Origin of the sequence: Cloacibacterium sp. (assembly GCF_047601505.1) — a bacterium.
GTDB lineage: Bacteria > Bacteroidota > Bacteroidia > Flavobacteriales > Weeksellaceae > Cloacibacterium.
The window spans coordinates 2,229,658-2,255,413 of the sequence record NZ_JASGJD010000001.1 but is presented as its reverse complement, the minus strand read 5'-3'; the positions used below and the strand labels follow the sequence as shown (position 1 = coordinate 2,255,413).

The 25,756-nt window shown below is 29.5% G+C and carries 22 protein-coding genes; 10 read left to right on the top strand and 12 right to left on the bottom strand.

The window, feature by feature from the left end; all coding sequences use genetic code 11:
• Positions 1-13 precede the first annotated feature (13 nt).
• A complete protein-coding gene (locus QM746_RS10355) occupies positions 14-991 on the top strand; it encodes a polyprenyl synthetase family protein (RefSeq protein ID WP_374361573.1) in 978 nt (325 codons plus the stop codon).
• Here the strand turns inward: QM746_RS10355 and QM746_RS10350 are convergent.
• The 3 genes from QM746_RS10350 to QM746_RS10340 form a co-directional block, all read right to left on the bottom strand.
• The gene (locus tag QM746_RS10350) at positions 939-2,711 is read right to left on the bottom strand and encodes a helix-turn-helix domain-containing protein (protein WP_414984153.1); all 1,773 of its coding nucleotides are present in this window, start codon (positions 2,709-2,711) and stop codon (positions 939-941) included. The genes QM746_RS10355 and QM746_RS10350 overlap by 53 nt on opposite strands.
• A 238-nt stretch (positions 2,712-2,949) precedes the next feature.
• Positions 2,950-4,686, bottom strand: a complete 1,737-nt coding sequence (locus QM746_RS10345) for a helix-turn-helix domain-containing protein (protein WP_414984152.1) — start codon at positions 4,684-4,686, stop codon at positions 2,950-2,952.
• A gap of 236 nt (positions 4,687-4,922) precedes the next feature.
• Positions 4,923-6,710, bottom strand: coding sequence for a helix-turn-helix domain-containing protein (locus QM746_RS10340; RefSeq protein ID WP_414984151.1), 1,788 nt, complete (start codon positions 6,708-6,710; stop codon positions 4,923-4,925).
• Between the two features lie 245 nt (positions 6,711-6,955).
• Here QM746_RS10340 and QM746_RS10335 point away from each other — a divergent pair, with 245 nt between their 5' ends.
• The 5 genes from QM746_RS10335 (at position 6,956) to QM746_RS10315 (ending at position 11,745) form a co-directional block, all read left to right on the top strand.
• Entirely contained in the window at positions 6,956-7,192 is a 237-nt protein-coding gene (locus QM746_RS10335) for a hypothetical protein (RefSeq protein WP_414984150.1), read from the top strand.
• A 245-nt stretch (positions 7,193-7,437) separates the two neighbouring features.
• Entirely contained in the window at positions 7,438-9,867 is a 2,430-nt protein-coding gene (locus QM746_RS10330; RefSeq protein WP_414984149.1) for a thiamine pyrophosphate-dependent enzyme, read from the top strand.
• A 5-nt stretch (positions 9,868-9,872) separates the two neighbouring features.
• Positions 9,873-10,106: a hypothetical protein gene (locus QM746_RS10325; protein WP_414984148.1), complete on the top strand. Its 234-nt coding sequence runs from the start codon at positions 9,873-9,875 to the stop codon at positions 10,104-10,106.
• A gap of 130 nt (positions 10,107-10,236) precedes the next feature.
• Complete coding sequence (locus QM746_RS10320) at positions 10,237-10,761, top strand: RNA polymerase sigma factor (protein WP_414984147.1); 525 nt, start codon at positions 10,237-10,239, stop codon at positions 10,759-10,761.
• Between the two features lie 15 nt (positions 10,762-10,776).
• Positions 10,777-11,745, top strand: coding sequence for a hypothetical protein (locus QM746_RS10315; RefSeq protein WP_414984146.1), 969 nt, complete (start codon positions 10,777-10,779; stop codon positions 11,743-11,745).
• Positions 11,746-11,804: 59 nt separating this feature from the next.
• On the opposite strand, the gene QM746_RS10310 is transcribed toward QM746_RS10315, so the two are convergent.
• Positions 11,805-12,092, bottom strand: a complete 288-nt coding sequence (locus QM746_RS10310; RefSeq protein WP_414984145.1) for a hypothetical protein — start codon at positions 12,090-12,092, stop codon at positions 11,805-11,807.
• Between the two features lie 349 nt (positions 12,093-12,441).
• On the opposite strand from QM746_RS10310, the gene lpdA reads away from it, so the two are divergent.
• From lpdA to QM746_RS10295, 3 genes are all read left to right on the top strand, one after another.
• Positions 12,442-13,827, top strand: a complete 1,386-nt coding sequence (gene lpdA, locus QM746_RS10305; RefSeq protein ID WP_414984144.1) for a dihydrolipoyl dehydrogenase — start codon at positions 12,442-12,444, stop codon at positions 13,825-13,827.
• A 79-nt stretch (positions 13,828-13,906) separates the two neighbouring features.
• Positions 13,907-14,680, top strand: coding sequence for a patatin-like phospholipase family protein (locus tag QM746_RS10300; protein WP_414984143.1), 774 nt, complete (start codon positions 13,907-13,909; stop codon positions 14,678-14,680).
• Positions 14,681-14,993: 313 nt separating this feature from the next.
• Positions 14,994-16,937 (top strand): SPFH domain-containing protein, encoded by a 1,944-nt coding sequence (locus tag QM746_RS10295; RefSeq protein WP_414984142.1) that lies wholly within the window; start codon positions 14,994-14,996, stop codon positions 16,935-16,937.
• Between the two features lie 53 nt (positions 16,938-16,990).
• Here the strand turns inward: QM746_RS10295 and QM746_RS10290 are convergent, their stop codons facing one another.
• The 8 genes from QM746_RS10290 to QM746_RS10255 all read right to left on the bottom strand — a co-directional run bounded on the left by QM746_RS10290 (position 16,991) and on the right by QM746_RS10255 (position 24,566).
• On the bottom strand, positions 16,991-17,344 hold the full coding sequence (locus QM746_RS10290; protein WP_414984141.1) for a hypothetical protein: 354 nt from the start codon (positions 17,342-17,344) through the stop codon (positions 16,991-16,993).
• A gap of 158 nt (positions 17,345-17,502) precedes the next feature.
• Positions 17,503-18,693 carry an MFS transporter gene (locus QM746_RS10285; protein WP_414984140.1) on the bottom strand — a complete coding sequence of 397 codons (1,191 nt, stop codon included), beginning with the start codon at positions 18,691-18,693 and terminating at the stop codon, positions 17,503-17,505.
• A 26-nt stretch (positions 18,694-18,719) separates the two neighbouring features.
• Positions 18,720-19,076: a diacylglycerol kinase gene (locus tag QM746_RS10280; protein WP_414984139.1), complete on the bottom strand. Its 357-nt coding sequence runs from the start codon at positions 19,074-19,076 to the stop codon at positions 18,720-18,722.
• A 315-nt stretch (positions 19,077-19,391) separates the two neighbouring features.
• Positions 19,392-20,756 carry a M20/M25/M40 family metallo-hydrolase gene (locus QM746_RS10275; protein ID WP_414984138.1) on the bottom strand — a complete coding sequence of 455 codons (1,365 nt, stop codon included), beginning with the start codon at positions 20,754-20,756 and terminating at the stop codon, positions 19,392-19,394.
• Positions 20,757-20,817: 61 nt separating this feature from the next.
• Positions 20,818-22,062 (bottom strand): DUF1015 domain-containing protein, encoded by a 1,245-nt coding sequence (locus QM746_RS10270; RefSeq protein ID WP_414984137.1) that lies wholly within the window; start codon positions 22,060-22,062, stop codon positions 20,818-20,820.
• Complete coding sequence (locus QM746_RS10265; RefSeq protein WP_414984136.1) at positions 22,049-23,014, bottom strand: NAD(P)-dependent oxidoreductase; 966 nt, start codon at positions 23,012-23,014, stop codon at positions 22,049-22,051. Before QM746_RS10265 ends, QM746_RS10270 begins: the two co-directional genes overlap by 14 nt.
• A gap of 79 nt (positions 23,015-23,093) precedes the next feature.
• Complete coding sequence (gene serC / locus QM746_RS10260) at positions 23,094-24,149, bottom strand: 3-phosphoserine/phosphohydroxythreonine transaminase (protein WP_414984135.1); 1,056 nt, start codon at positions 24,147-24,149, stop codon at positions 23,094-23,096.
• Positions 24,150-24,215: 66 nt separating this feature from the next.
• A complete protein-coding gene (locus tag QM746_RS10255; RefSeq protein WP_374364428.1) occupies positions 24,216-24,566 on the bottom strand; it encodes a 4Fe-4S dicluster domain-containing protein in 351 nt (116 codons plus the stop codon).
• Positions 24,567-24,699: 133 nt separating this feature from the next.
• Between QM746_RS10255 and QM746_RS10250 the strand changes: the two genes are divergently transcribed.
• A complete protein-coding gene (locus QM746_RS10250) occupies positions 24,700-25,737 on the top strand; it encodes an acyl-CoA reductase (protein ID WP_414984134.1) in 1,038 nt (345 codons plus the stop codon).
• Positions 25,738-25,756 lie beyond the last annotated feature (19 nt).

The window sequence follows — 25,756 nt, the reverse complement described above, 5'->3', positions numbered from 1 at the left end:
TCATATTTAGAGCGTGTCAAACATCGTAGAAGAAATTAAGAAGCCTATTAACGAGGAGATGAAACTTTTTGAACAAAAGTTTTACGAATCTATGCAGAGTAAAGTTCCTTTGCTAGATAAGGTTACTCGTTTTATCGTAACTACAAAAGGAAAACAAATGCGTCCTATGTTTGTTTTTTTAACTTCAAAATTAATAGGAGAGGTTAATGAAAAAACGTATAGAGGAGCCTCTATGATTGAGTTGATTCATACAGCTACTTTAGTACATGACGATGTAGTGGACGAAAGTTTTAAAAGACGAAACTTTTTTTCAATCAATGCATTGTGGAAGAATAAAATTGCTGTTTTAGTTGGAGATTATTTACTTTCTAAATCTGTTTTACTTTCTACAGACCATCAAGATTACGACTTACTTTCTGTAATTGCAAGAACCATCAGAGAAATGTCTGAAGGTGAACTTTTACAATTAGAGAAAGCAAGAAAATTAGATATTACAGAAGATGTTTACTACGAAATTATTCGTCAGAAAACCGCTACTTTAATTGCTGCTTGTTGCGAAATAGGAGTTTTATCTAATGGAGCTGACGAAAAATTAGCGAAAAAAATGCAAGATTTTGGTACTTATACAGGAATTGCATTTCAAATAAAAGACGATTTGTTCGATTATCTTTCTAAAAATATAATCGGAAAACCGGTTGGTATTGATATTAAAGAACAAAAAATGACTTTGCCGTTGATTTATACTTTAAAAACAGCAAAAGAAATTGATAGAAAATACTTTTTTAACACCATTAAAAGATACAACAACGATCAAAAACGAGTAAAAGAACTTATAGAATTTGTGAAAAAATCTGGCGGTTTAGATTATGCAATTGGTGTGATGAAAGATTTTCAACAAAAAGCAAAAGATATTCTTGCTGAATTTCCAGATTCTGAGGCTAAACATTCTCTAAATCTGATGTTGGATTATGTGATTGAGAGGAAGTTTTAAGATTTTCCTTCATCATTTTAATAAAGTAAGACGGTTTAATTTGGAATTTTCTTTGGAAATTATCCGAAAAACTCTCAGCGCTCGAAAATCCAGCTTCGTTTGCAATTTCTTTTACATCAATTTGTAGTAAATCTTCATCTGTTTTCAATCTTTCCAGAATGTAATCTAACCTCAAATCATTAATATATTGAGTGAAATTTTTCTCTTTATATACGTTGATGATTTTAGAAAGATAGGAAGGATTAGTTTTTAGTTCTTCGCTTAGTGTTTTTTGTGTTATTTTTGGATTTAGAAATTGATTTTCACTTTCAAAAACCTCTAGTTTATTGAGTATAGAATCTATTGTAGAAGCGCTTAATCCAGATATTTTGCTGTACAATAAGGTATTTTGGGCTGGATTTGTTTGAGTGTTTTCTTTAAAAACATTTTTTTCAATAGTTTTATTTTGATTTTTCTCAACTAAAATTTCTCTAAATCTTTGTTTATATTCTTTTTGAATTTTAGTATATCGGTAAAAAACGAAACTAACAATAGAAAAACTAAGAATAATAATGAAAATTATGAATATTTTATGGGAATTTAGAGAGTTTTCAATGTCATTTTTTTCTTGGATTAGTTTCTCAGATGTATATTCTTTGTTAATTTTCGCAAAAAGGTATTTGTAATTTTTCTCGTAAGAACGGTCTAGAAACAAAAGTTTATTAATGTATTCTAATTGTTTTTCCGTATTTCCTTTTTCTTTATAATACTGAATCAATAGTTCATAAGCTGGTCTGTATTGAGGATCTTGATTTTTATCTTTGTAGTAATCTTTATCGAGTTTAAAAAAATAATTTATTGCTTTTTCTTTTTGATTGAGTTTCCAATAAGTAAGACCTAAATAATAAATTTCCGCAAAATGTTTAAATTGGTCGTTGTAGTTATTAATGGCTTCGTTTAATTTAGAAATGGCAAGTTGATAATTTTTATTTTTGTAAGCATCAACTCCTTCACAAGATAAATAATAGGGTTTATATACTTGAAAGTTTTTATTTAGTTTAATTTTTTTATAGGCATCTTGATACAAATCAGAATTTTCAGATTGTTTTTCTAAAGAATTATTAGTAATAATTAATAACACCGCAGAATAAAAATACATCATTGGATAATCTTTTCCAACTTCCTTTTTGTCAAAATTTTTAGAAAAATAATTTTTAGAAATTAATAATTTTTCTTTTGCTTCAATATAATTGCCAATATAAACTTCTTGTGATGCTAAACTATAAAGAATTTTGTTCTTTAGATAGTTATCATCTGTTTTTTGAGAGTACTTGTATGCTAATAATAAATCTTTAAATCCTTCAGATGAATTAGTATTTATGTCTTTTATATTACTACTGCATAAAAAAGCATTCGTAAGAAAATAAGGTTTGTTAATTTTTTTAGCTATAGTTAAAGTACTATCTGCATATTTAATATTTTTAGGATTTTTAGTAAAAAAAGCAGCAAGTTTATAAGCTCTAAACAGTGCTTCAATATTATTTTCTTTTTTTGCTTTTCTAATAAATATATTGCATACTTTTTCACCAGTAGGATTGTCATGAATCTGGGCAAAACTTTCTTCAAGTTCATTTAAACTTAATTTCTCATAATCTACATTTTGAGCTTTTAAACTTAAATTAAAAGAAATAAAAAAAAGGAAAATATATAAAGTGTTGATAATTATATTTTTGTAAAACATTTTCGGTTTTAGTTTGATTTACCACAAATTTATAACGAAATTTTCATATAAAAACATGATTTTTTACAAAATACCGGTCGATTCTCATAAATTCCCCGTTCTGAAAATAGGAATGTATAACATGATTAGATACTTTTGTAATCAAATAGAGAGGTAAAAAAATAACCATTAAAAATTATCTATTCTTCAAAAAAAGTAAGTCTTAAAAATGCTTCAGTACGAGTTACTGGAGTTTTTTTTATGGATTAGAATTAAGATTTTCCTTCATCATTTTTATAAAGTAAGAAGGTTTAATTTGGAATTTTCTCTGGAAATTATCCGAAAAACTCTCAGCACTCGAAAAACCAGCTTCGTTTGCAATTTCTTTTACATCAATTTGTAGCAAATCTTCATCTGTTTTTAGTCTTTCAAGAATGTAATCTAACCTCAAATCATTGATATATTGAGTGAATTTTTTTTCTTTATAAACATTGATGATTTTAGAAAGATAGGAAGGATTAGTTTTTAGTTCTTCGCTTAGTGTTTTTTGTGTTATTTTTGGATTTAGAAATTGATTTTCACTTTCAAAAACCTCTAGTTTATTGAGTATAGAAGCTATTGTAGAAGCGCTTAATCCTGCTATTTTGCTATACAATAAGGTATTTTGAGCTGGATTTGTTTGAGTGTTTTCTTTAAAAACATTTTTTTCTATAGGTTTATTTTGCTTTTTCTCAACTAAAATTTTTCTAAATCTTTGTTTATATTTTTTTTGAATTTTAGTATATCTGTAAAAAATGAAAATAACAATAGAAAAACTAAGAATAATAATGAAAATTATAAATATTTTATGAAAATTCAGAGAGTTTTCAATATCTTTTTTTTCTTGGATCAGTTTCTCCGAAGTATATTCTTTATTAATTTTTGCAAAAAGGTATTTGTAATTTTTCTCGTAAGAATGGTCTAGAAACAAAAGTTTATTAATGTATTTTAATTGTTTTTCCGTATTTCCTTTCTCTTTATAATACTGAATCAAAAGTTCATAAGCTGGTCTAAATTTCGGGTCTTGTCGCTTTTCTTTATAGTAATCTTTATCAAGCTTTAAAAAATAATTAATTGCTTTTTCTTTTTGATTGAGTTTCCAATAAGTAAGACCGAGATAATAAACTTCCGCAAAATGATTAAATGAATCGTTGTTGTTTTTTAAGGCTTCATTCAGTTTAATAATTGCAAGATGACAATTTCTATTTTTGTAAGCACCAACTCCTTCACAATAAAAAAAATAGGGTTTATATACTTGAAAATTTTTATTTAGTTTAATTTTTTTATATGCATCTTGATACAAATCAGAATTTTCTGATTGTTTTCCTAAAGAATTATTAACATCAATTAATAACACTGTAGAATAAAAAAACATCATCGGATAATCTTTTCCTGTTTTTTTTCTATTAAAGTTTTCTTCAAAATATTTTTTAGAAATTAATAATTTTTCTTTTGCTTCAATATAATTGCCAATATAAATGTCTTGTGATGCTAAATTATATAAAATTTTGTTCTTTAGATAATTATCATCTGTTTTTTGAGAATATTTATAAGCCAATAATAAGTCTTTAATTCCTATGGAACTACTATAATTAATGTCTTTTATATTTGAACTTGCAAGAAAAGCATTAGCTAGAAATATAGGTTTATTGATTTTTTTTGCTATAATAATTGTACTATCTATATATTTAAAACTTTCAGATTGTGAGACGTAATAAGCTGCAGTTTTATAAGCTCGAAAAAGAGCCTCTATGTTATTTTCTTTTTTAGCTTTTTTTATATAAATTTTACAAAAATTTTCTCCAGTTTTTTTGTCATTAAAACTAAATTCACCATTGTCTAATTCATCTAAACTTAATTTCTCATAATCTACATTTTGAGCTTTTAAGTTTAAATTAAAAGGAATGAAAAGAAGGTAAATATATAAAGTGTTGATAATTATATTTTTGTAAAACATTTTCGGTTTTAGTTTGATTTACCACAAATTTAAAACGAAATTTTCATTTAAAAACATGATTTTTTACAAAATACCGGTTGATTCTCATAAATTCCCCGTTCTGAAAATAGGAATGTATAACATGATTAGATATTTTTGTAATCAAATAGAGAGGTAAAAAATAACCATTAAAAATTATCTATTCTTCAAAAAAAGTAAGTCTTAAAAATGCTTCAGTACGAGTTACTGGAGTTTTTTTATGGATTAGAATTAAGATTTTCCTTCATCATTTTAATAAAGTAAGAAGGTTTAATTTTGAATTTTCTCTGGAAATTATCCGAAAAGTTTTCGGTATTATTAAATCCAGATAATCTGGCAAGCTCTTTTACATCCATATTTAGATATTTCACATCATTCTTAAGGAATTCTATAATATAATCTAATCTTAAATCATTAATGTAAATATTGAATGTCTTGCCTTTGTAAATGTTGATTATTTTTGATAAATAAGTTGCATTAGTACTAAGATTTTCACTTAAAAGTCTTTGAGAAATTTGAGTATCTAAGAATTTATTGTCATTCTCGAATTCTTCGAGTTGATTGAGAATATTTTCTACAAAAATTGGATTTAAACCAGGTATTTTGTTGTAAAAATTGTAATCGAAAGTTTGTTCTGCTGAGATTTCATTGTTTTCTAAAATCTCTTCATCTGCTTTTTTATCCGTTGTTTTTATAGCAATAACCTTCTCTTCATCAATTTTATGTTCAACTTTTTTGGTCTGATTTTGAGCTAATATCTCTTCAAATCTTGCTTTATATGTTTTTTGTAATTTCTTGTATCTTAGTACGATAAGTCCAATAATGGCTATACTAACAAAGAATAAAAAGATATTGGTGATTTTTTGAGTTTTAAGAGACTTTTCAATCTTATTTTTCTCATCTATAAGCTTTTGATTATCATATTCTTTATTGATTCTAGTATATAAATATTTGTAGTTTTTTTCATAAGACTTATCTAGAGCCATTAGTTTATTAATATATTCTAATTGTTTTGTAGTATTGCCAATAGAATCATTATATTTTATTAAAATTTCATAAGCCGTTCTAAAATTAGGATTTAATTTTTTTGTTTTATTGTACTCATTATCAATTTCTTCTAAATACTTTATAGCAACTTTTTTCCTACCCGTATGCCAAAAAGATAAACCTAGGTAATAGATATCTGTATTGTGGGGCCATTGGTCATTATATGATGTTAATGACCTTGTGAGTTTTTCTATTGCTGTTTTATAATCTTTTCTGTAAAAAGCATCGGTTCCTTGTATAGATATAAAATAAGGAGTATATTGCTCTAGCTTATTATTTTTGATATATTTTAAAACTTCATCTATTAGGGCTTTATTTTCATTTTGTTTTCCAATTTTTGTGTTGGTATCAAGATAGCTCATCATAGAGTATAAATAATACATAGAATAACTTTTCCCTAATTCATCACCAAGACTTAGCTTTTTTTCAAAAAATTCTAAACATGATTTTAATTCAATGTTAGCATCTTCATATAATCCAAGATAAATTTTATTTTGTGCAATAAGATATTTTGTTTTATTAAAGGTATATTGATCACCAGATTTCTCTGATAGTCTGTTTGCTATGAGGATATCGTCTAAAGATTTTTTATACTTTTCTACACTCATATACAAACTTCCTCTGTTTATAAATGCATAACTAAGTAATTTATTATCATTTGATTTTTTTGCAACAGTCAAAGTACTATCAGCATAAATGAAATTTTTAGGATAATTACAAGAATTACTAGCAACTCTATATGCGTATAAAAGAGTTTCATCATTCTTATTAAGTTTTGATTTTTTAATATATAGATTTATCCATTTCCACATTTCTTTTTCAGAATTGTGAGATTCGTCAATTTTTTTTTCAATTTCTTCATAAGAATAATTCAATTCTGAACTGTTTTGTGCAAATATTTTTTCAATATTCAACAGCAATATTAAAGTAATGAAGAAAATTTTAAAAATTGGTCTCATGTTCTATTAATAAAGGAAAAATAAAGGTTTCCTGATGTAGATGTTTGCTTTTTTTTACAATATTACTGTTATTTTTTTTAAAAAACCATATATTTTTTATGAAATAACGGTAATTTTTTGTAAAACAACGGTTTATTTTTTTGGAATAAAATGCTCAGCACTATAGCTTTGCAATATCAAATAACAACAAAAATTAAAATTGTTTTTGACGTTATAAATTTAAGAAATAAATAAAATATAATAATATGAAAAAAATAATTTTTGCATTAATAGCATTTTCATCATTAATGGTTTTGTCTTGTAGACAACAAGAAGAAATGATGGATTCAGAAGATTTAAAATCTTTATCAGTTTTAAAAGAAGCAACAAGTAAAACAAGTAAAATAATATCAGATTCAACTATTGTTGCTAAAGAAGCGGATGTTACAATTAGTTCTTTTCAGGAATTAGAAATTGATAAGACTCCACCTCCAAGAAATTAGGCGTTAATTAAAAGTAGAAATATAGTTATCATTTGTGTTTTTCTCTTTCGTTACCTTTCTATAGGTAACGGAAGGGATTTTTAATTAAAGAAAGAATCCACATTCATACATTCATATTTAATTAAGTGTTGGTACAGTGTTAGTTAATTCACTGTACCTTTTTTATTTTTACAGAATTTTCAAAAAAAATAAATAATTTTATCAATTCCATAAATTTCTTATATTTGTAAAAATGCTAATCTATTATGCAAACAACTTACATTGAAACCCAAAATGTTACCTTTTTAGATTTTAAAAAACAAATTCTAGACGATTATAAACTAGGAAGAATCTCTAGAGAAATGTCTTATTTAGCAAGAAGAGAAGTTTTAACTGGTAAAGCAAAATTTGGTATTGTGGGAGATGGTAAAGAGTTACCACAAATTGCAATGTCTAAAATTTTTAAAAATGGAGATTTCAGAAGTGGATATTATAGAGACCAAACTTTTTCTATGGCAGTTGGTGCCTTAACCATTGAAAGTTTTTTTGCACAATTATATGCAGACACTTCTGTAGAAAGAGAACCGGCTTCCGCAGGAAGACAAATGAATGGGCATTTTGCAACCAGAAGCTTAAATGAAGACGGCACTTGGAAAGATTTAACAAAAATTAAAAATATTTCTTCGGATATTTCTCCTACTGCTGGTCAAATGCCTAGATTATTAGGTTTGGCTCACGCTTCAAAAGTTTATAAATCAATCAATTTCCCAGGTGCTGAAAAATTTAGCAATAATGGTAATGAAATAGCTTTCGGTACAATAGGAGATGCTTCTACAGCAGAAGGTCATTTTTGGGAAACGCTTAATGCGGCTTGTGCTATGCAAGTTCCAATGATTCTTTCTATTTGGGATGACGGTTATGGAATTTCTGTTCCTACATACAACCAAAGAGCTAAAGAAGACATGGTAGAAATGTTATCAGGTTTTCAAAGAAAAGAAGGGAAAAAAGAAGGTTGCGAAATTATAAAAGTGAAAGCTTGGGATTATCCTGCACTTTTAGAAGCTTATGCCAGAGCAGAGCATTTTGCCAGAGTAGAATCTGTACCTGTTGTATTACACGTGGAAGAAGTTACTCAGCCACAAGGTCACTCAACATCTGGTTCTCACGAAAGATACAAATCTGAAGAAAGATTACAATGGGAAACAGAACATGATGGTCTTTTAAAATTCAAACAATGGATTTCTAATTATTCAATAGATATTGATGGAGAAACTCACACTTTAGCAACTTGGGAAGAATTAGACGAAATAGACAAAGTAGCTAAAAAAACAGTAAAAGACGGTCAAAAACGTTCTTGGGAAGACTATAGAAATAGTATTGATGATATTCGAGATCAAGCTTTACCATATATAGAAGCTTTAGCTGTTGAGATTCCAGAAATTAAAAACGAAATCGCCAAATTTAAAAGAGTGATTTCTTTAGGAAAAAAAGATGTCTTCCATTTAATAAGAAAAACTTTGCTTTGGACAAGAAATATAGATTCGAACGACAGAAAAAAACTGAAAGAAATCTATGAAAATGTAGCAGAAAAAGAAGAAAACAACTATTCTTCACATTTATATTCTGAATCTAACTGGAGAACTTCTAACATTAAAGAAGTAAGACCTGTTTATTCAGACCAATCTGAAATGGTAGATGGTAGAGTAGTTATCAGAAATAATTTTGACAAAATTTTCGAAAAATATCCAGATGCTTTGGTTTTTGGTGAAGATGCAGGTAAAATAGGAGACGTAAATCAAGGTCTTGAAGGACTACAAGCTAAGTATGGCGATGTTAGAATTTCAGATACAGGGATTAGAGAAGCTACTATTTTAGGACAAGGAATTGGCTTAGCAATGCGTGGTCTTCGTCCAATTGCAGAAATTCAATATTTAGATTATATTTTATATTGTTTGCAAGGTTTAAGTGATGATTTGGCTACAGTTCATTACAGAACAAAAGGTGGACAAAAAGCTCCTTTAATTGTTAGAACTCGTGGTCATAGATTAGAAGGAATTTGGCATTCGGGTTCTCCAATGGCAGGAATTATTAATCTTGTAAAAGGAATTAATGTTTTAGTTCCAAGAAATTTAACTAAAGCTGCTGGTTTTTACAATACTTTATTTCAAAGTGATGAACCGGCAATTGTTGTTGAAACTTTAAATGGTTATAGATTAAAAGAAAAACAACCAGATAATATTGGTGAATTTACAGTTCCTATTGGTAAAATTGAAGTAACTAAAGATGGTAAAGATGTTACTTTGGTAACTTATGGTTCAACTTGGAGAATCGTTACCGAAGCTGCCGAAGAATTAGAAAAACTTGGTATTTCTGCAGAAATTATAGATATTCAATCGTTAATTCCTTTTGATATTGATAATGAAATACTAGAAAGTGTTAAGAAAACAAACAGATTAGTAGTAATAGACGAAGATGTAGAAGGCGGTACAACTGCTTTTATGCTTCAACAAATTGTAGAAAAACAAGGCGCTTTTAAATATTTAGATTCTACGCCTATTTCAATTGCTGCAAAAAATCACAGACCAGCTTATGCAAGCGATGGAGATTACTTTTCTAAACCTTCTGTAGATGATGTGGTAGAAAAAATATATATGCTTTTCCATGAAACAAATCCTCTTAAATTTCCTAAATTTTAATTATAATGAGATTTCTTAAGGTTTTTGCATTTGTTTTATTAGCTTCTTGTACTGCTCAAAATGGCAAAATTCAGGATTGCCCGGAAGAGAAAATTATGAATAAAATGCCAACAGTAGGAGAGAATTCAACTCCGAAAGAGTATTATATTTATAAAGGAGAAAGAAAAGAAATTTCAGATTTCGACAAAGCTTGGTTAGACAAAAACTGCCCGAATATTAAAGTTCAGGAAGTTCACTAATCTAATTTTTATAAAATTTAAAACCTTGTTAATGGCACATTAGCAAGGTTTTTTTGTATTTTTAATGAAAATTTAAAAACTTTTCCAACCATATTATAAATTCTTACATCTATACATTTAAAGCTTTAATATGAATAACGAACTTCTCATAAAACTTAAAGAAAAAGACCGAATTGTACAGCGGAAGGTTTATGAGCAGTTGGCAGGGAAACTCTACGTAATTTGTAAAAGATATTTAAAAAATGAAGAAGAAGCGGAAGAAGCATTGGCAGATACTTTTTTTATCATTTTTACCAAAGTAGAGCAATTACAAAATCCAGATGTTTTTGAAGGTTGGGCAAAAAAAATTGCAGTAAATCAATGTCTTCAGACTTTAAGGAAAAAGAAAGAAATGTTAATTTCTATTGATGATGAAACATTTGTAGAAAAACATTTAGCTGATGAAAATGCTGAATTTACTTTCGAAAAAGATATTTTAACATTACTCAATTATTTGCCAGAAGGTTGCAGAACAATTTTTAATCTCTTTGCAATAGAAGGTTATCCTCACAGAGAAATTGCCGAAATGCTTTCTATTTCCGAAGGAACTTCAAAATCTCAGGTGAATTTTGCCAGAAAAAAACTACAAGAACTATTACAAACTCAAAATGTGTAAACCGAATTTTTAATCATGGAAAATTTTGAAAAAAATATAGACCAATTTTTCAGTTCAGAAAGTAAAAAAGCTGAAGAAAATACAAGTTTCCCAGGTTTTGAAAAAGTTTGGGATAAAATAGAAAACCGCTTAGATAAAACCGAAAAAAAATCATCAAAAAAAGTAATTCCATTATGGTTGCCTTATACTATTGCAGCATCAGTAGTATTATTTTTTGGTATTAATTATTTATTGAATTACAATAATATAAATACGGTTAATTCAAATTCAACTTTAGGTGAAAATCCTCATCATAATAATAATTTTGATAGTGTTAAAATTGCAAGAATAAACCAAAGTATTAAACAAAATATTGAGCAAAATTTAGTAAAAGAAAATTCAAATAATAACAATTTTACTCAAGTTGAACATAAATTTCCACAAACGGTAATCGCTAATTCATCTCCCGAAAAGGAGAAACAAATTTTAGAAATTGATTCGAAGCGAGAAGATGAAAATTCTGCAAATAATGATAAAGTAATGATGCTTGCAAAATCTGCCCCTTCTCCTACAATAGCACAAAACAATTCTAATGATGATTCAATAGGAATTATTGAAACTAAAAAATACAAAACAGCCGAAGTTTCTAAAATCGCTTTTAATAACAAAAAAACTTCAGAAGAATTTTCTGCAACAGCCGAAGCTCCTGCTTTTTCAGATTTTGTAGCAATTAATGATGATGATTTTAAAATTAGTCAAAAACATTCAACAGAGCTACTTTATATTATTGATGGTTATGTTGCCGACACTAAATTTTTAAAAAATTATAACAAAAGAAAAATTACATCTTTAAATATTGTAGAAGGAGAAAACGCAAAAAAACTTTACGGGAATTTAGCAAAAAAAGGCGTTGTGGTGATTACAACTAAAGGTTTGAACTCTCAAGAAGAAACATATCTCAAAAACAATTCTAAAAATTATAATATTTCCGGAACGGGAAACTAAACAAAGATAATGAGGTGAAAATTAATGACTAGAAAAACTGACCAAAATGGTCAGTTTTTTTATATGCTTTTTGATGGAAATAAATTTTTAATAATCATTACAATTGGTTTTTCAATTTCAATCTTTAAAATGTTGAAAGTTTGTAAATCTTTTATAAAAACATCTTCATTTTCTGTTCTTAGTTTAATTTTTTCGAATATAAGTTTTCTATAAGCATAAGCATCCATAAATTCATGGTTGGTTTCCCAGCGTTGAAAATCACATTTCCTCATCCAATTAACAAAATCTATACTATTTTTCGCAATTTTGAATTTTTTTCTGTTTATTAATAAATATTTCTTCATCATAGTAGTCTGTCTTTGTGTTTAAGTTTCCAAAAACAAATATATGTTAATTTTTCAATAATTTAAACACTTATATTTTAAGAAATTATTAACATGATTGAAATTGAATTGAAATACATTAAAAATATTCAAAAATCGCTCTTAAAACAATATAAATCAATGAATAATATCTAAATATGCTTATATATTGATAAAATATATATTCGCTAATGATGTTATTAATGAAAACTAAAAAAGGACGTTATAATTTGGAGTGTGTTGCTTTAAAAATCAAAAAACCTATTTTAATAGCTATGTAAAGTATAAGATATGCGAAAAAATGCGTAAATTCGCATAAAAATTTTTTATAAAAATGAATTACGATATTATTGTTATAGGAAGTGGTCCTGGTGGTTACGTTACTGCTATCAGAGCTTCACAATTAGGGTTCAAAACCGCTATTGTAGAAAGAGAAAATTTAGGAGGTATCTGTTTGAACTGGGGTTGTATTCCTACAAAAGCTTTACTTAAGTCTGCTCAGGTTTTTAAATATATCAATCATGCTGAAGATTTTGGTTTAAATAAAGTGGAAGCAAGTTTTGAATTTCCTAATGTAGTAGCAAGAAGTAGAGGCGTTGCTAATAAAATGAGCAAAGGAATCGAATTCTTAATGAAAAAGAACAAAATTGATGTAATCTTTGGTAATGCTAAAGTTCTTAAAGGTAAAAAAATTGCTGTAGAAAAAGACGGTAAAACTACCGAATATTCTGCTAATAATATCATTATTGCTACAGGTGCTCGTTCTAGAGAATTGCCAAATCTTCCTCAAGATGAGGTAAAAGTAATTGGTTACAGACAAGCGCTTACTTTGCCAACTCAACCAAAATCTATGATTGTTGTAGGTTCTGGTGCTATTGGAGTTGAATTTGCTTATTTCTATGCAACTATGGGAACTAAAGTTACTGTAGTAGAATTTATGCCAAATATTGTTCCTGTAGAAGATGAAGAAGTTTCTAAACATTTAGAAAAATCTCTTAAAAAAGCAGGTATCGAAGTAATGACAAATGCTTCTGTAGAATCTTTAGATACTTCTGGCGAAGGCGTAAAAGCAAATGTAAAAACAGCTAACGGTAATGTTACTTTAGAAGCAGATATCGTACTTTCTGCTGTAGGTATTGCTGCTAATGTAGAAAATATTGGTTTAGAAGAAGTAGGCATCCAAACAGATAGAGGTAGAGTTTTGGTAAACGAATGGTACCAAACTTCTGTTCCTGGTTATTATGCAATTGGAGATATTATTCCGACTCAAGCTTTGGCTCACGTTGCTTCTGCTGAAGGTATTACTTGTGTTGAAAAAATTAAAGGTTTACACGTAGAACCTATTGATTATGGCAATATCCCAGGTTGTACTTACTGTTTACCAGAAATTGCATCTGTAGGTCTTACCGAAAAACAAGCTAAAGAAAAAGGTTACGAAATCAAAGTAGGTAAATTCCCATTCTCTGCATCGGGTAAAGCAACAGCTAACGGTGATGTAGATGGTTTTGTAAAAGTTATTTTCGATGCTAAATACGGCGAATGGCTTGGTTGCCACATGATTGGAGTAGGGGTTACCGAAATGATTGCTGAAGCTGTAGCTGCTAGAAAACTAGAAACTACTGGGCATGAAATTTTAAAAACTGTACACCCACACCCAACTTTGTCTGAAGCAGTGATGGAAGCTGTAGCTGCTGCTTACGGTGAAGTTATCCATATTTAATATAATATGCAATAAATAATAATTAACCACAGATTTTTCTGTGGTTTTTTTAATTTTACAAATCAAAACTAATAAATTGATGGAAAATAAAATTGGCTTGGTTCTATCTGGAGGTGGTACAAAAGGCATTGCAGAAGCAGGTGCTATTAAATTTTTAGAAGAAAATAATATATTCCCCGAAATTATTGCGGGAACAAGCGCCGGAGCTATTGTTGGTGGTTTATATGCTTTTGGGAGAACTCCAGAAGAAATCCTAGACTTTTTTAAGTCGGTTTATTTTTTCAATTGGAAACATTTTACTTTTAGCAAACCCGGATTCATCAATTCTGATATTTTTAGAACTTATTTAAAACCTATTATTGGAGAAATCAAAATTAAAGATTTAAGAATAGAACTTTTAATTAGTGCAACAGATTTAATTCAAGGTGATACTTTTGTTTTTAGTGGAGACGATTATCTTCTAGACGCTATTATTGCTTCTTGCTCTGTACCAGGTTTGGCAAGTCCATTCAAAAAAGATGAAATGTTGCTAAGTGATGGCGGAATTCTCAATAATTTCCCTTCGAATTTAGTTAGAGATAAGTGCAATAAATTAATAGGAGTATTTGTTTCACCGCTTCAAGATGTTGAAAAAAATCAATTAAATTCAATAAAATCTGTCGCTACAAGAGCTTATGAATTATTAAGCCATAGTGTAGAGAATTATAAATTTAGAGATTGCGATTGGTTTATTTCTCCAAAAGAACTTTCAAATTATGGTATGTTCGAAAGCAAAAAAACAAAAATGGACGAACTTTTTTCACTTGGCTATCAAGAAGCCGAAAAAACTTTCCCAAATAACTTTAAAATTTAATGTTGATTATCAATGATTTATATAAATAATTAAAAAAAACGTAACCAAATTGTAACCTTATACGTATAATGTAGTGTAGTGCAATTGCTACATTTAACTGATGACAATGAAAATTCATTTTACAAAATTTTATCTTAAAGAAGTCTCTGAATTTAGTTTCACTATCTTCAATACCTCTCCTCCAAAATTCTAATTTTACTGTTAAAAATCATTTTAACATGCATTTGTTTTTTGTCTAACTTTATTAGATTTTTCTACGGTTAGGATTATTTTTCGTATCCAAAATTTAACAATAATTTTAATAAATAAAACTATGATTGAATTTCAGTCTTGGATGATTCCAGCAGGAGTTATCTTCCTATGTCTTGTATTTTACAAGTTCGTTTTGAGAGTTTTCTTTGGGCTCGTAATTGTTCCTGAAGACAAAATTGGTTTAGTAACCAAAAAGTTTGTATTATTCGGGAAACAAACACTTCCCGAAGGTAGAATTATCGCCATCAATGGTGAAGCTGGTTTCCAAGGACAAACACTAGCTCCAGGAGTTTATTTCGGGAAATGGATTTGGCAATATTCTATTAATTTTCAGCCTTTTACAGTAATTCCTACAGGTAAAATTGGTTTGCTCTTAGCAAAAGATGGAGCAGAATTAGAAACTGGTAGAATTTTAGCCAGAAAAGTAGAATGCGATTCTTTTCAGGATGCTGTTGCTTTTTTAAACAACGGAGGTAGAAAAGGTAGACAAACGGCCATTATTACACCTGGCTCTTACAGAATTAATACTTTGCTTTTTGAGATAGAACTTACTGACATGACGGTAATACCAGATAATGCAGTAGGCGTGGTTACAACTTTAGAAGGAAAACCTTTAGCAGAAGGACAAATCGCTGGTAAAATTATCGAAGGACACAATAAATTTCAAGATATTGACGGCTTTTTGAATTCTGAAGGTTATAAAGGTTTGCAAGAACAAGTAATTTTGGCGGGTTCTTATTTCTTAAATCCTTGGTTTGCAAAAATTGAAATGGTACACATGACGGAAATCCCTATTGGACACGTTGGTGTCGTTATTTCTTATGTAGGCGATGAAGGAAAAGATTTAAGCGGTTCTGAATTTAAACACGGAAATATTGTAGAAAAAGGTTACAAAGGAGTTTGGGCAGAACCTCTGGGTCCAGGTAAATATCCCGTAAATCCTTACATTATGAAAGTAGAATTGGTGCCAACAACCAACTTGGTTTTAAACTGGGCAACTGCAAGAAGCGAATCTCATCAATTAGATAAAAACTTATCTACAATTACGGTAAGAAGTAAAGATGGTTTCCCTTTCAATTTAGATGTTTCTCAGATTATTCACATCCCAACTAACGAAGCTCCAAAAGTAATTGCAAGATTCGGAAATATGGTGAATTTGGTGAGTCAGGTTTTAGAACCTACCATTGGAAACTACTTCCGTAATTCTGCTCAAGATTCAGATGTAATTGCTTTCCTTGGAACCAGAAAAGAACGCCAACAATCTGCTAGAGAACATATTGGCAATGTTTTAGACCAATATAATGTTTTCGGGGTTGATACTTTAATTGGAGACATTGTTCCTCCTGAAAGTTTAATGAAAACTTTAACGGATAGAAAACTGGCAGAAGAGCAAAAAATAACTTACGAAACCGAAAAATTAGCGCAAGAAACCCGTCAAAGTCTCGAAAAAGAAACAGCAATTGCAGATATGCAAAAAGAGATTGTAAAGGCAGACCAAGGGGTAGTAATTGCCGAAAGAATTGCCGATGCAAGTGTGAAAAAAGCGACTGGTGATGCTAATTCTGTAAGATTACAAGCAAATGCTGAAGGAGACAGATTAAAACTTTTAGCAACTGGTGAAGCCGAAAAAACAAGACTTCTTGCAAAAGCAGAATCTGAAAAAATTGAACTTTTGGCAAAAGCTAATGCAGAACAAATTTCGTTAACAGGTAATGCCGAAGCAGAGAAAATTTTGGCAATTGGTAAATCTAATGCCGAAGCATACAAACTTTCTGTAGAAGCAATGGGTGGTAGCAATTTTACTCAATTAAAAATTATGGAAAACATCGCTTCTCAAAATGTAAAAATTATGCCAGATGTTTTAATTGGAGGAAATGGTGATGCAGCAAACGGCGGAATTAGTGGACTTCTTGGTCTTCAATTATTAGAGCAATTGCAGAAAAAAACAGTTGAGACAAAAGAGGTAAAAACTGAAAAGCCTGAAATTTTAAATCCTGAAAAATAAATTTTTAATTTAATAACCATAAATAAACGCTACAGAAATTCTGGAGCGTTTTTTTAATTTCTAGAGATTAAAAATTTATTATTATCATCTGCACAATTATCATCTTTATCAATCAAATAAACTAAAGAATCATTTTTTAATATAAATTTATCATCTTGAAAATTAATAAAATTATATCCAACATTTTTAGGTTTACAATTTGGTATTGTTGTTTGATTTCTAATTTTTAGGGAATCTTTAATTTCATAACATATATATCCGAATTTTGAAGTGTGAAAACATTCGGTAGGTAATTTGCTTTTTAGAATTAGAGTATCATTTACTATTTTCCAAACACCATTAGAGTGAAAACTTGATAAACAAGCACCTCCTTTATAAGAAAAAGTAAGATTTTTATTGAGTGTCAATTTCGCTGAATATGGAATTTTAGTTTTAACATTCCAAATACCTATAAATTTTGTTTCCTTTTTGTTACAACAAATTAGAAGCACAACAAAAAGACATAGTAATAACTTGTAATTCATTTAAATAATATTATTCATCAAAATTATGCAATATTTTTAGATTATTTTATCACTTTAAAATAAATAAAAACACAGAGTAAAGAAAGGGCAGAACAAACCATCCAAAGTGGTGGAAACCCATAAGAATTGATAATCATTCCGCCGATATAACCTGCTAAAATCTGACCAATACTCCAAGTCATCATGTAAATGGAAGCATATTTCCCGGTGTTAACTTTTCCTGCAAATTTTAAGTAATAAGAATTCATAAATGGTAAAGAAAGGATTTCGCCAAATGTGATGATAAGCATTCCTCCGAAAGCTATAAAAAATGCATGCAGAAAATTCATTCCACTGTTTATCAAATAAAAGAAAACCATCAACAAAGTACCAGAAACAATAATGATTTTTTTACTGTATTTATGGTCTATTGCATTTACCAAAACCATTTCTATCATTACAATAAGAACTCCGTTTAAAGACATCACAATACCAATAATTTGTTCGTCTAAATTCAAACCAACTTTATAAAACAAAGGGATATTGGTAAACAATTGAAAGAAACAAAAAGTGTAGAGTAGTGTTCCTAAAATAAAATAGATAAAAGGTTTATTTTTAAGAGGCGAAACATCTAGTTTGGCTTCTTCTAAATGATTTTTATGAATTTCGGCAGTTTTAAATTTCAAGGTTAACATAATTAATCCCGCAAAAATACTGGTACAACCATCTGCAAAAAACAAATATTTGTAGTCGTAATGAGATAAAATTCCTCCCAAAAAAGTTCCAATGCTCCATCCAAAATTCATGGCTAATCTAAGCAATGCAAAACTTCTGGTTCTTATTTCAGGTGTAGAATTTGCTGCAATAGCCGCAGTATTAGCTGGTCTGAAACTCTCATTTACTGCCGCCAAAAGAAAAATAATAATTAAAAAAACATGAAAATTCTGAGCAAAAGGTGCTAAAATAAAGAAAAAGCCACCACCAATTAAAGCCGAAACTTGTACAAAATGATAACCAAATTTATCACTTAATCTCCCTCCAAAATAGGCTCCTAAAATTGAACCTAAACCATAAACTGCAATTGCTAAACCTGCTAACTTAGGCGTTTGATGAAGATATTGAGTGCAATATAAGGTAAGAAATGCAAGCACCATTGTTCCGCTTCGGTTGATAAGCATTACAAAGGAAAGCAACCAAATATTTTTTGGCAAACCTGTAAAAGCTTGTTGATATAGTTTTATTGGAGATTGCATTTTCGAAAGTGAAAAAAATTAAAAATTCAATTAAAAAAATATTTGCTATAAACTAATATTCCTACAATAATAGAAAGAAAAGTAGCCAAAATTACTGCTCCTGCTGCAATATCTTTTATTAAACCTATCTTTTTATTGAAATTGGGTTCTACAAAATCGCAGATTTTTTCAACTGCGGTATTAAGAGCTTCAGTTATTAAAACTAAAAAACAAACCAAAATAATAAGAGCGGCATCTGTAGAGTTAAGCTCAAAATAAACGATTAAAAATAAATTTACAATCAATGCCAAAACCTCCAACTGAAAGTTTCTTTCGGATTTTAACATCCAAAAAAAGCCTTTGAAGGAATAGAGTAAACTCTTATAAAATGGAGGTTTTTTCATATTAAAGTATCATCAATCTCCAAATTCTTGAAAAAATCAAAATAATTGAAATAATTGAAAAAATAATTGATATATAAATTAAACGTTGATTCTCGTTTTTTCTTTTTGATAGAATTGAAAAAATAATTGCTATAATTACAAAAATAAATAGATAATATTGGTAAAAATATTGTATTTTAAATAAACCAAGTGCTTGAGTTTTACTATCTGATGATAAGTATTTTTCTGCAATATTATAATTAATTTTTAAAATGATAATTTCAAAAATTAAATTAATTAGTATTGAAAGCTTTGCAAATCTATTAATCATAAACTTTACCAATTCTGGTCAATCATATAAATTAATTGTGTCATTACCGTAGCTCCTAGAAGCAATTCTCGTCTGTTTACTTTTTCGAAAGTATCTTCAGGAGTATGATGGATGTCAAAATATCTTTGAGAATCTGTAACGTATTCAGAAACAGGAACATTTAGTTCTCTTAGCGGCGTTATGTCTGCCCCTCCATAATTTCCTGCAAATTCAAAAATTCCGTATGGATTGAAGAGTTTTTCCCAAGATTTCATAGATTTTGCTTTCTCATCACTCATTCCCAAAGAAAAACTTCTTGGTGTGAAGCCTCCACTGTCACTTTCTAATGCGAAAATATGAGGCTCGCCAGATTTTTTCACATTTTCCATATATGTTTTTCCTCCGCTCAATCCATTCTCTTCGTTTGCATAGCACACAACTCTTATGGTGTGATTGTTTTTTATATTCAAATTTTTGAAAGTTCTAAGAACTTCAATGCTTTGAACAATGCCAGCGCCATCATCATGTGCGCCTTCGCCTACATCCCAAGAATCTAAATGTCCGCTCACTACAATTACACTTTTATCTTTATTGCCTGTAATTTCTCCAATCACAGAATTGGTAAGTTTTTCGCCGTTCATTCCGCAATTAGAATTCAAAATAGCTTCAATATGTTGTTTTTTTAGTAATGAATTTTCTAATTTATTGGCAGTTTCTGCACCAATGGCAATGGCAGGAATTTTTGCAATTCCGTCATCATATTTTAAAGAACCTGTATGCGGAACATCATCAAAATTTGAAGTCAAAGAACGGATAATAACTGCTTTTCCTCCTTTTTTAGCAACTTCAGAAGCGGTAACTCTTCTGTATTTGCCAGCGTCTCCATAAGCTTGCCCAGTTGTTAAAAACTCTTGATTAAAAGGATAATTAAAAAATACTATTTTGTTTTTTACCAATTCGTCTGGCATTTTTAAGAATTCTTCTAAAGTTTTCACTACCAAAATTTCTCCTTTTAAATCTTTACCTTTAGTGCCTTCGGAGTTGCCAAGAGAAAGCATTTTTACATTTTCCCACTTTCCGTTGCCAGTTTTTATTTTTAAAGATTCTGCACCTCTTGTCCAAACCTTTACCATTACTGGTTGAAACCAAACTTTATCTGCTCCAGCATCTTTTAGTTTTTGCATTGCCCATTGTGTGGCTTTTTCGTAATTAGCACTTCCGCAAAGTCTGTTACCAATGTTTTTGGTAAGTTCTCTCAAATCATCATAACCTTTTCCTTTTACTAAAATTTCGTTGGAAATTTTTTTGAATTGAGTTGAATCTGCTTTAAAATTTTGGGCATAAAAAATTCCGCCCAAAAAGAGCGGAAGTACGTAAAATAGTTTCTTCATATCAAATTTTCTTTTGGGAGTACTAAATTAAATAAAATTTAAAACTTTTCCCAAAGAAATTTTAATCCATATCGTACATTAGTAATGCTGTTACTAATTTGGGTTCAATATAAGTACATTTTGGTGGCATTTGAAGGTTTTCGCTGGTTAATTTTACAATATCGTTAAAACCAACTGGGTGTAACACGAATCCTACAGTAAATTCTTCTGAATCTACTTTTTCTTTAAGCTTAGCAATTCCTTCAATGTCTGAACTTCCTTTTACAAAATTTAGTCTTTCATTTTCTTCATTGTCATTTTCGATGCCTAATATTGGACTAAGGATGTATTTGAATAACAAATGATGATCTACACTATCTAAACCTTTATCTAAATTACGAAGGTCATGTTTTACGTGAAGAGAGTAGAAGGTACCATCCATATACATAGAAATGTGGTATTTCTGCGAAGGATAGTATGGTTTTTCTCCTTTTTCGTGAATAAGGAAATTTTCCGAAATTTTAGCTAAAAATTCTTCTTTAGAAAGTCCGTTCAATCCTTTTACAACTCTGTTATAATCGTGTATTTTGATAGATTGATTAGAAACCAAATAGCTTAAAACAAAGTTATAAGGTTCGTTACCATTATGTCTTTTGTTTTTTTCTTTTAATTTTTGAGCATATTGAGAAGAAGAATCTATTCTGTGATTTCCGTCTGCTAAATAGAAAGTTTCAATCTGGTCTAGAACTTCTTTAAATTGTTGAAGTTTTAATCTGTTGTCTATTCTCCACACTTTATGTCTTATACCTCGCTCATCGGTATAATTGATAATAGGAACGTTTTTTTCTTCGTGGTTCATCAGCAATTCTACCTTTGGGCTAGACTGATAGGTAAGAAGAAGCGGTTCTGCATGAAGATGTACTTTTTCCAGATAATGGGTAAATTTTTCGTATTTGTTTTTAAGAGCGGCTTCGTGTCTTTTAATTTTGCCATCTCTGAAATCATCAATACTGATTAATCCTAATAATCCTCTAAAAATGGTTTTGTTGGGTAAGATTTGCTCGTAAAGGTAATAGCTAGAAGAATCTTGTACTAACTTGTTTTCTGCTAACATTTCTTCGTAATTGGTTCTTACTTTTCGTAAGTTACGATCTACGTCTTTAGATTTGCTGCACAGATATGGTTTTAACATTTGAATGTAAGACGAGTCTTCTGCTGCTTTTTTGTTAATTTCTTCCTGAGAAAAATTCTCAATAGGATGTGTAGGAAAAACATCAACAAAATCATTATGAGGTCTTACTCCTCTAAATGGTTTAAATGTGGGCATAATATTCTCTACTTATTTTAATAATTTGTTCTGCTAATTCTTTACCTGTTTTTTCCTGAGCGTCTGTAGTTACAGATGCTACATTAGGAGATAATGACAACGAAGGATTCATAAGAACCTGTATGTCTGGCTTTGGCTCTAATTCGAAAACATCCAAAGCAGCGCCTGCTATTTTTTTGTTTTCTAGATATTCTACCAGAGATACTTCGTTTACAGCGCCTTTTGCAAAATTTACAAGATAAGCACCATCTTTCATCATTTCGAATTGTTCAGAATCTAAAATGTAGCTATTTTCTTCATTACAGATTACACTTATAAAGTCTGAATTTTCTAAAATTTCTCCAAATTTAACAGATTTTATTTCAAAAACAAGTTTTTGACCATCAAAAAACTCTAAAGTTACATTTTCGGTTTTAGGATTTTTGCTATAAGCTAATAGATTCATTCCTAAAGAAATACCCGTTTTAATAACTTCCAGAGCATTATTGTCCATCCCAATCACACCAAGAGTTTTACCATGAAGTTCGGTAGCATTTTGATATGATTTTTTTAACAAATTAAATTTAGAATCTCCTTCTAGAGGCATTAATCTGTTAGAATCGTGAAGGTGTCTTGCTAAGGTTAGAAAATGTGCAAATGCCATCTCAGAAATTGCTTTAGAATAAGAATTGGGCGTCGAAATTACAAACAATCCTTTTTCTATAGCATGATCTACGGCTATATTATCCATTGTAATGCCTGCTTTTCCTATAATTTTAAGGCTTTTACAAGAATCGATAATTTCATTATTAATTGCAGTAGCATTTTTTACCAATAAAACGTCCACATTGTTTTCATTGATAAAATTGATAAGATGTTCTTGGGAAACTCTATTGTCCAAAATTTCTAGTCCAGCTTCTTTTAAAAGATTCTCGCCCGAAGTTGAAATTCCGTCATTTGCTAATATTTTCATGCTTTTTTGAGGCAACTTGGTTTTTAGTATTTATTTTAATTGGGATATTAGATTTTTTTTACCTAATATCCCAATTTTATTATATTGATTTCATTACATCTACAAGTACCTGAACGCTTTCTATTGGCATTGCGTTGTAAATACTTGCTCTGTAACCTCCTAGACTTCTGTGTCCGTTTAAGCCACTAATTCCTGCTGCTTTCCAAGTGGCATCAAATTGTTCTTTTTTAGATTCGTCTGTCAAGTAGAAAGAAACATTCATAGTGCTTCTATCTTCTGGAACAGAGAAACATTCAAAATTAGGATTGTGGTCTATTTCATCATAAAGAAGTTTTGCTTTGGCGTTATTTCTTTCTTCGGCAGCTTCAATTCCTCCATTGTTTTCAATCCATTGAAGAGTAAGCAAAGAACAATACACTGCAAAAACTGGTGGTGTATTAAACATAGATTCTTTAGCAATGTGAAGAGAATAATCTAAATATGAAGGGATGTTTCTTCCTGTTTTTCCTAAAATATCTTTTTTTATTACAACTAGAGTAGCGCCAGAAGGTCCCATATTTTTTTGAGCTCCTGCGTAAATAATCCCAAATTGAGAAAAATCTATTACTCTGGAGAAAATATCAGAACTCATGTCGCAAACAATAGGAACTTCCGTTTTAGGAAATTCTTTCATTTGCGTGCCATAAATGGTATTATTAGAAGTGCAGTGGAAAAAATCGTATTCAGCACCTACTGTATAATCTTTTGGAATGAAAGAATATTTTTCTTCTTTAGAAGAACCTACTACATCTACCGTCCCGAATTTTTTTCCTTCTTTTATGGCAGCTGCAGCCCAACTTCCAGAATCCAAATATGCTGCTTTTCCGCCTTCTTTCATTAAATTATTAGGAGCCATTACAAATTGTAAACTAGCACCTCCTTGCAAGAAAAGTACTTCGTAATCATCACCTAATTTCATCAGTTTCTTTACCAAAGCTCTTGCTTCTTCCATTACCGCAACAAATTCTTTGCTTCTGTGCGAGATTTCTAAAATGGATAATCCCATTCCGTTGAAATCTAATACTGCCTGAGATGCTTTTTCGAAAACTTCTTGTGGTAAAATGCTTGGTCCAGCACTGAAATTGTGTTTCTTCATATTTTCTAAATTCTATAATTGTGATTTATAATTAAAAATCCCGCTCTTAGAACAGGATTTTTGGGTTTATTCTCCGTGTAAAAATGCTTTTTTACTTAATAATTCCGTATCCGTTTCTACGTGGTCATCGTCTGGTACACAACAATCTACAGGACATACTGCAGCACATTGAGGCTCTTCGTGGAAGCCTTTACATTCGGTACACTTATCGGGTACAATGTAATAAACATCATCACTTACAGGTTGTTGAGCTGCATTAGCATCAATAGTTAAACCTGATTTTAGAGTAACTGTACCTTTTAATACGGTTCCTTCGGAAGCTTTCCAATCTACAGCTCCTTCATAGATTGCGTTATTTGGACATTCTGGTTCGCAAGCACCGCAATTGATACATTCGTCTGTTATTATAATAGCCATTGCTACGTTTTTTTTTAAATTTGCACAAAATTAGTAATTTTCATTTTACTGAGAAAAGATTTCGGTGGTAAAACTTATCTTTTTTTAGGTATTTTTAATAAAAAATAAAAGATAAAACAATAAAAATTCAGAAATGAAGCAAGATTTTAAAATACAAGGACTTAGTAAGTTGGGCGAATTTCTTCAACAGTTTTTACAAAATTCAGAAGAAGAATATTCATTAGAAGAAGCAGAATTATTTGCTCTTATGAAAAAGAGTGAGGTAGAAAACCCTTGGTTTACAATAGAAAATCAAAGATTTTGTTTCAAAAATTGGGCAGATATTCTAAAAATAGAAAATATTAAAAATTGGCTTTCCGAATATCAGGTTTCTCATTTTTCAAAAAAAGTAGGTCTTATTTTAGCAGGAAATATTCCTTTGGTTGGCTTTCATGATGTAATGTGCGTTATTTTGAGCAATCATATTCCAATTATAAAATTATCTTCTAAAGACAGATTAATTTTACCTTTTTTGTTAAACAAATGGGGAGAATTTTCTGAGTGGAATTTAGAATATCAATTTGTAGAGAAATTATCAGATTACGAAGCAGTAATTGCTACTGGAAGCAATAATACAGCTCGTTACTTAGAGTATTACTTTAAGGACACGTTATCCATTATCAGAAAAAATAGAACTTCTGTTGCGGTGCTAAAAGGCAACGAAACCGATGATGAAATAAAGCTGTTAGCAGAAGATATTTTTAGATATTTTGGATTGGGTTGTAGAAATGTTACCCGACTTTTTATTCCGAAAGATTTTGAATTGAGTAAACTTTTTGAAAATTTCATTGAATTTAAAGATGTGGTTAATCATCACAAATATGCTAACAATTACGATTACAACAGAGCAATTTACCTTTTGAATCAAGAAAAATTCTGGGACAATAATTTTGTAATGTTAAAAGAAGACGATGTACTATTTTCCCCACTTTCGGTTTTGAATTTTAGCAGATACGAAAATATTGAAGATGTAAAATTGTTTTTAAATGAAAACGAAACAGATATTCAATGTGTTGTAGCGAAGCCAGAGTTAGAAATTTCGGATTCTATTTATTTCGGAGAAGCTCAAAATCCTAATCTCAACACGTATGCAGATAATGTGGATACGATGAGATTTTTAGAAGTAATTTAGAAAAGTTAAAAGTCAGAAG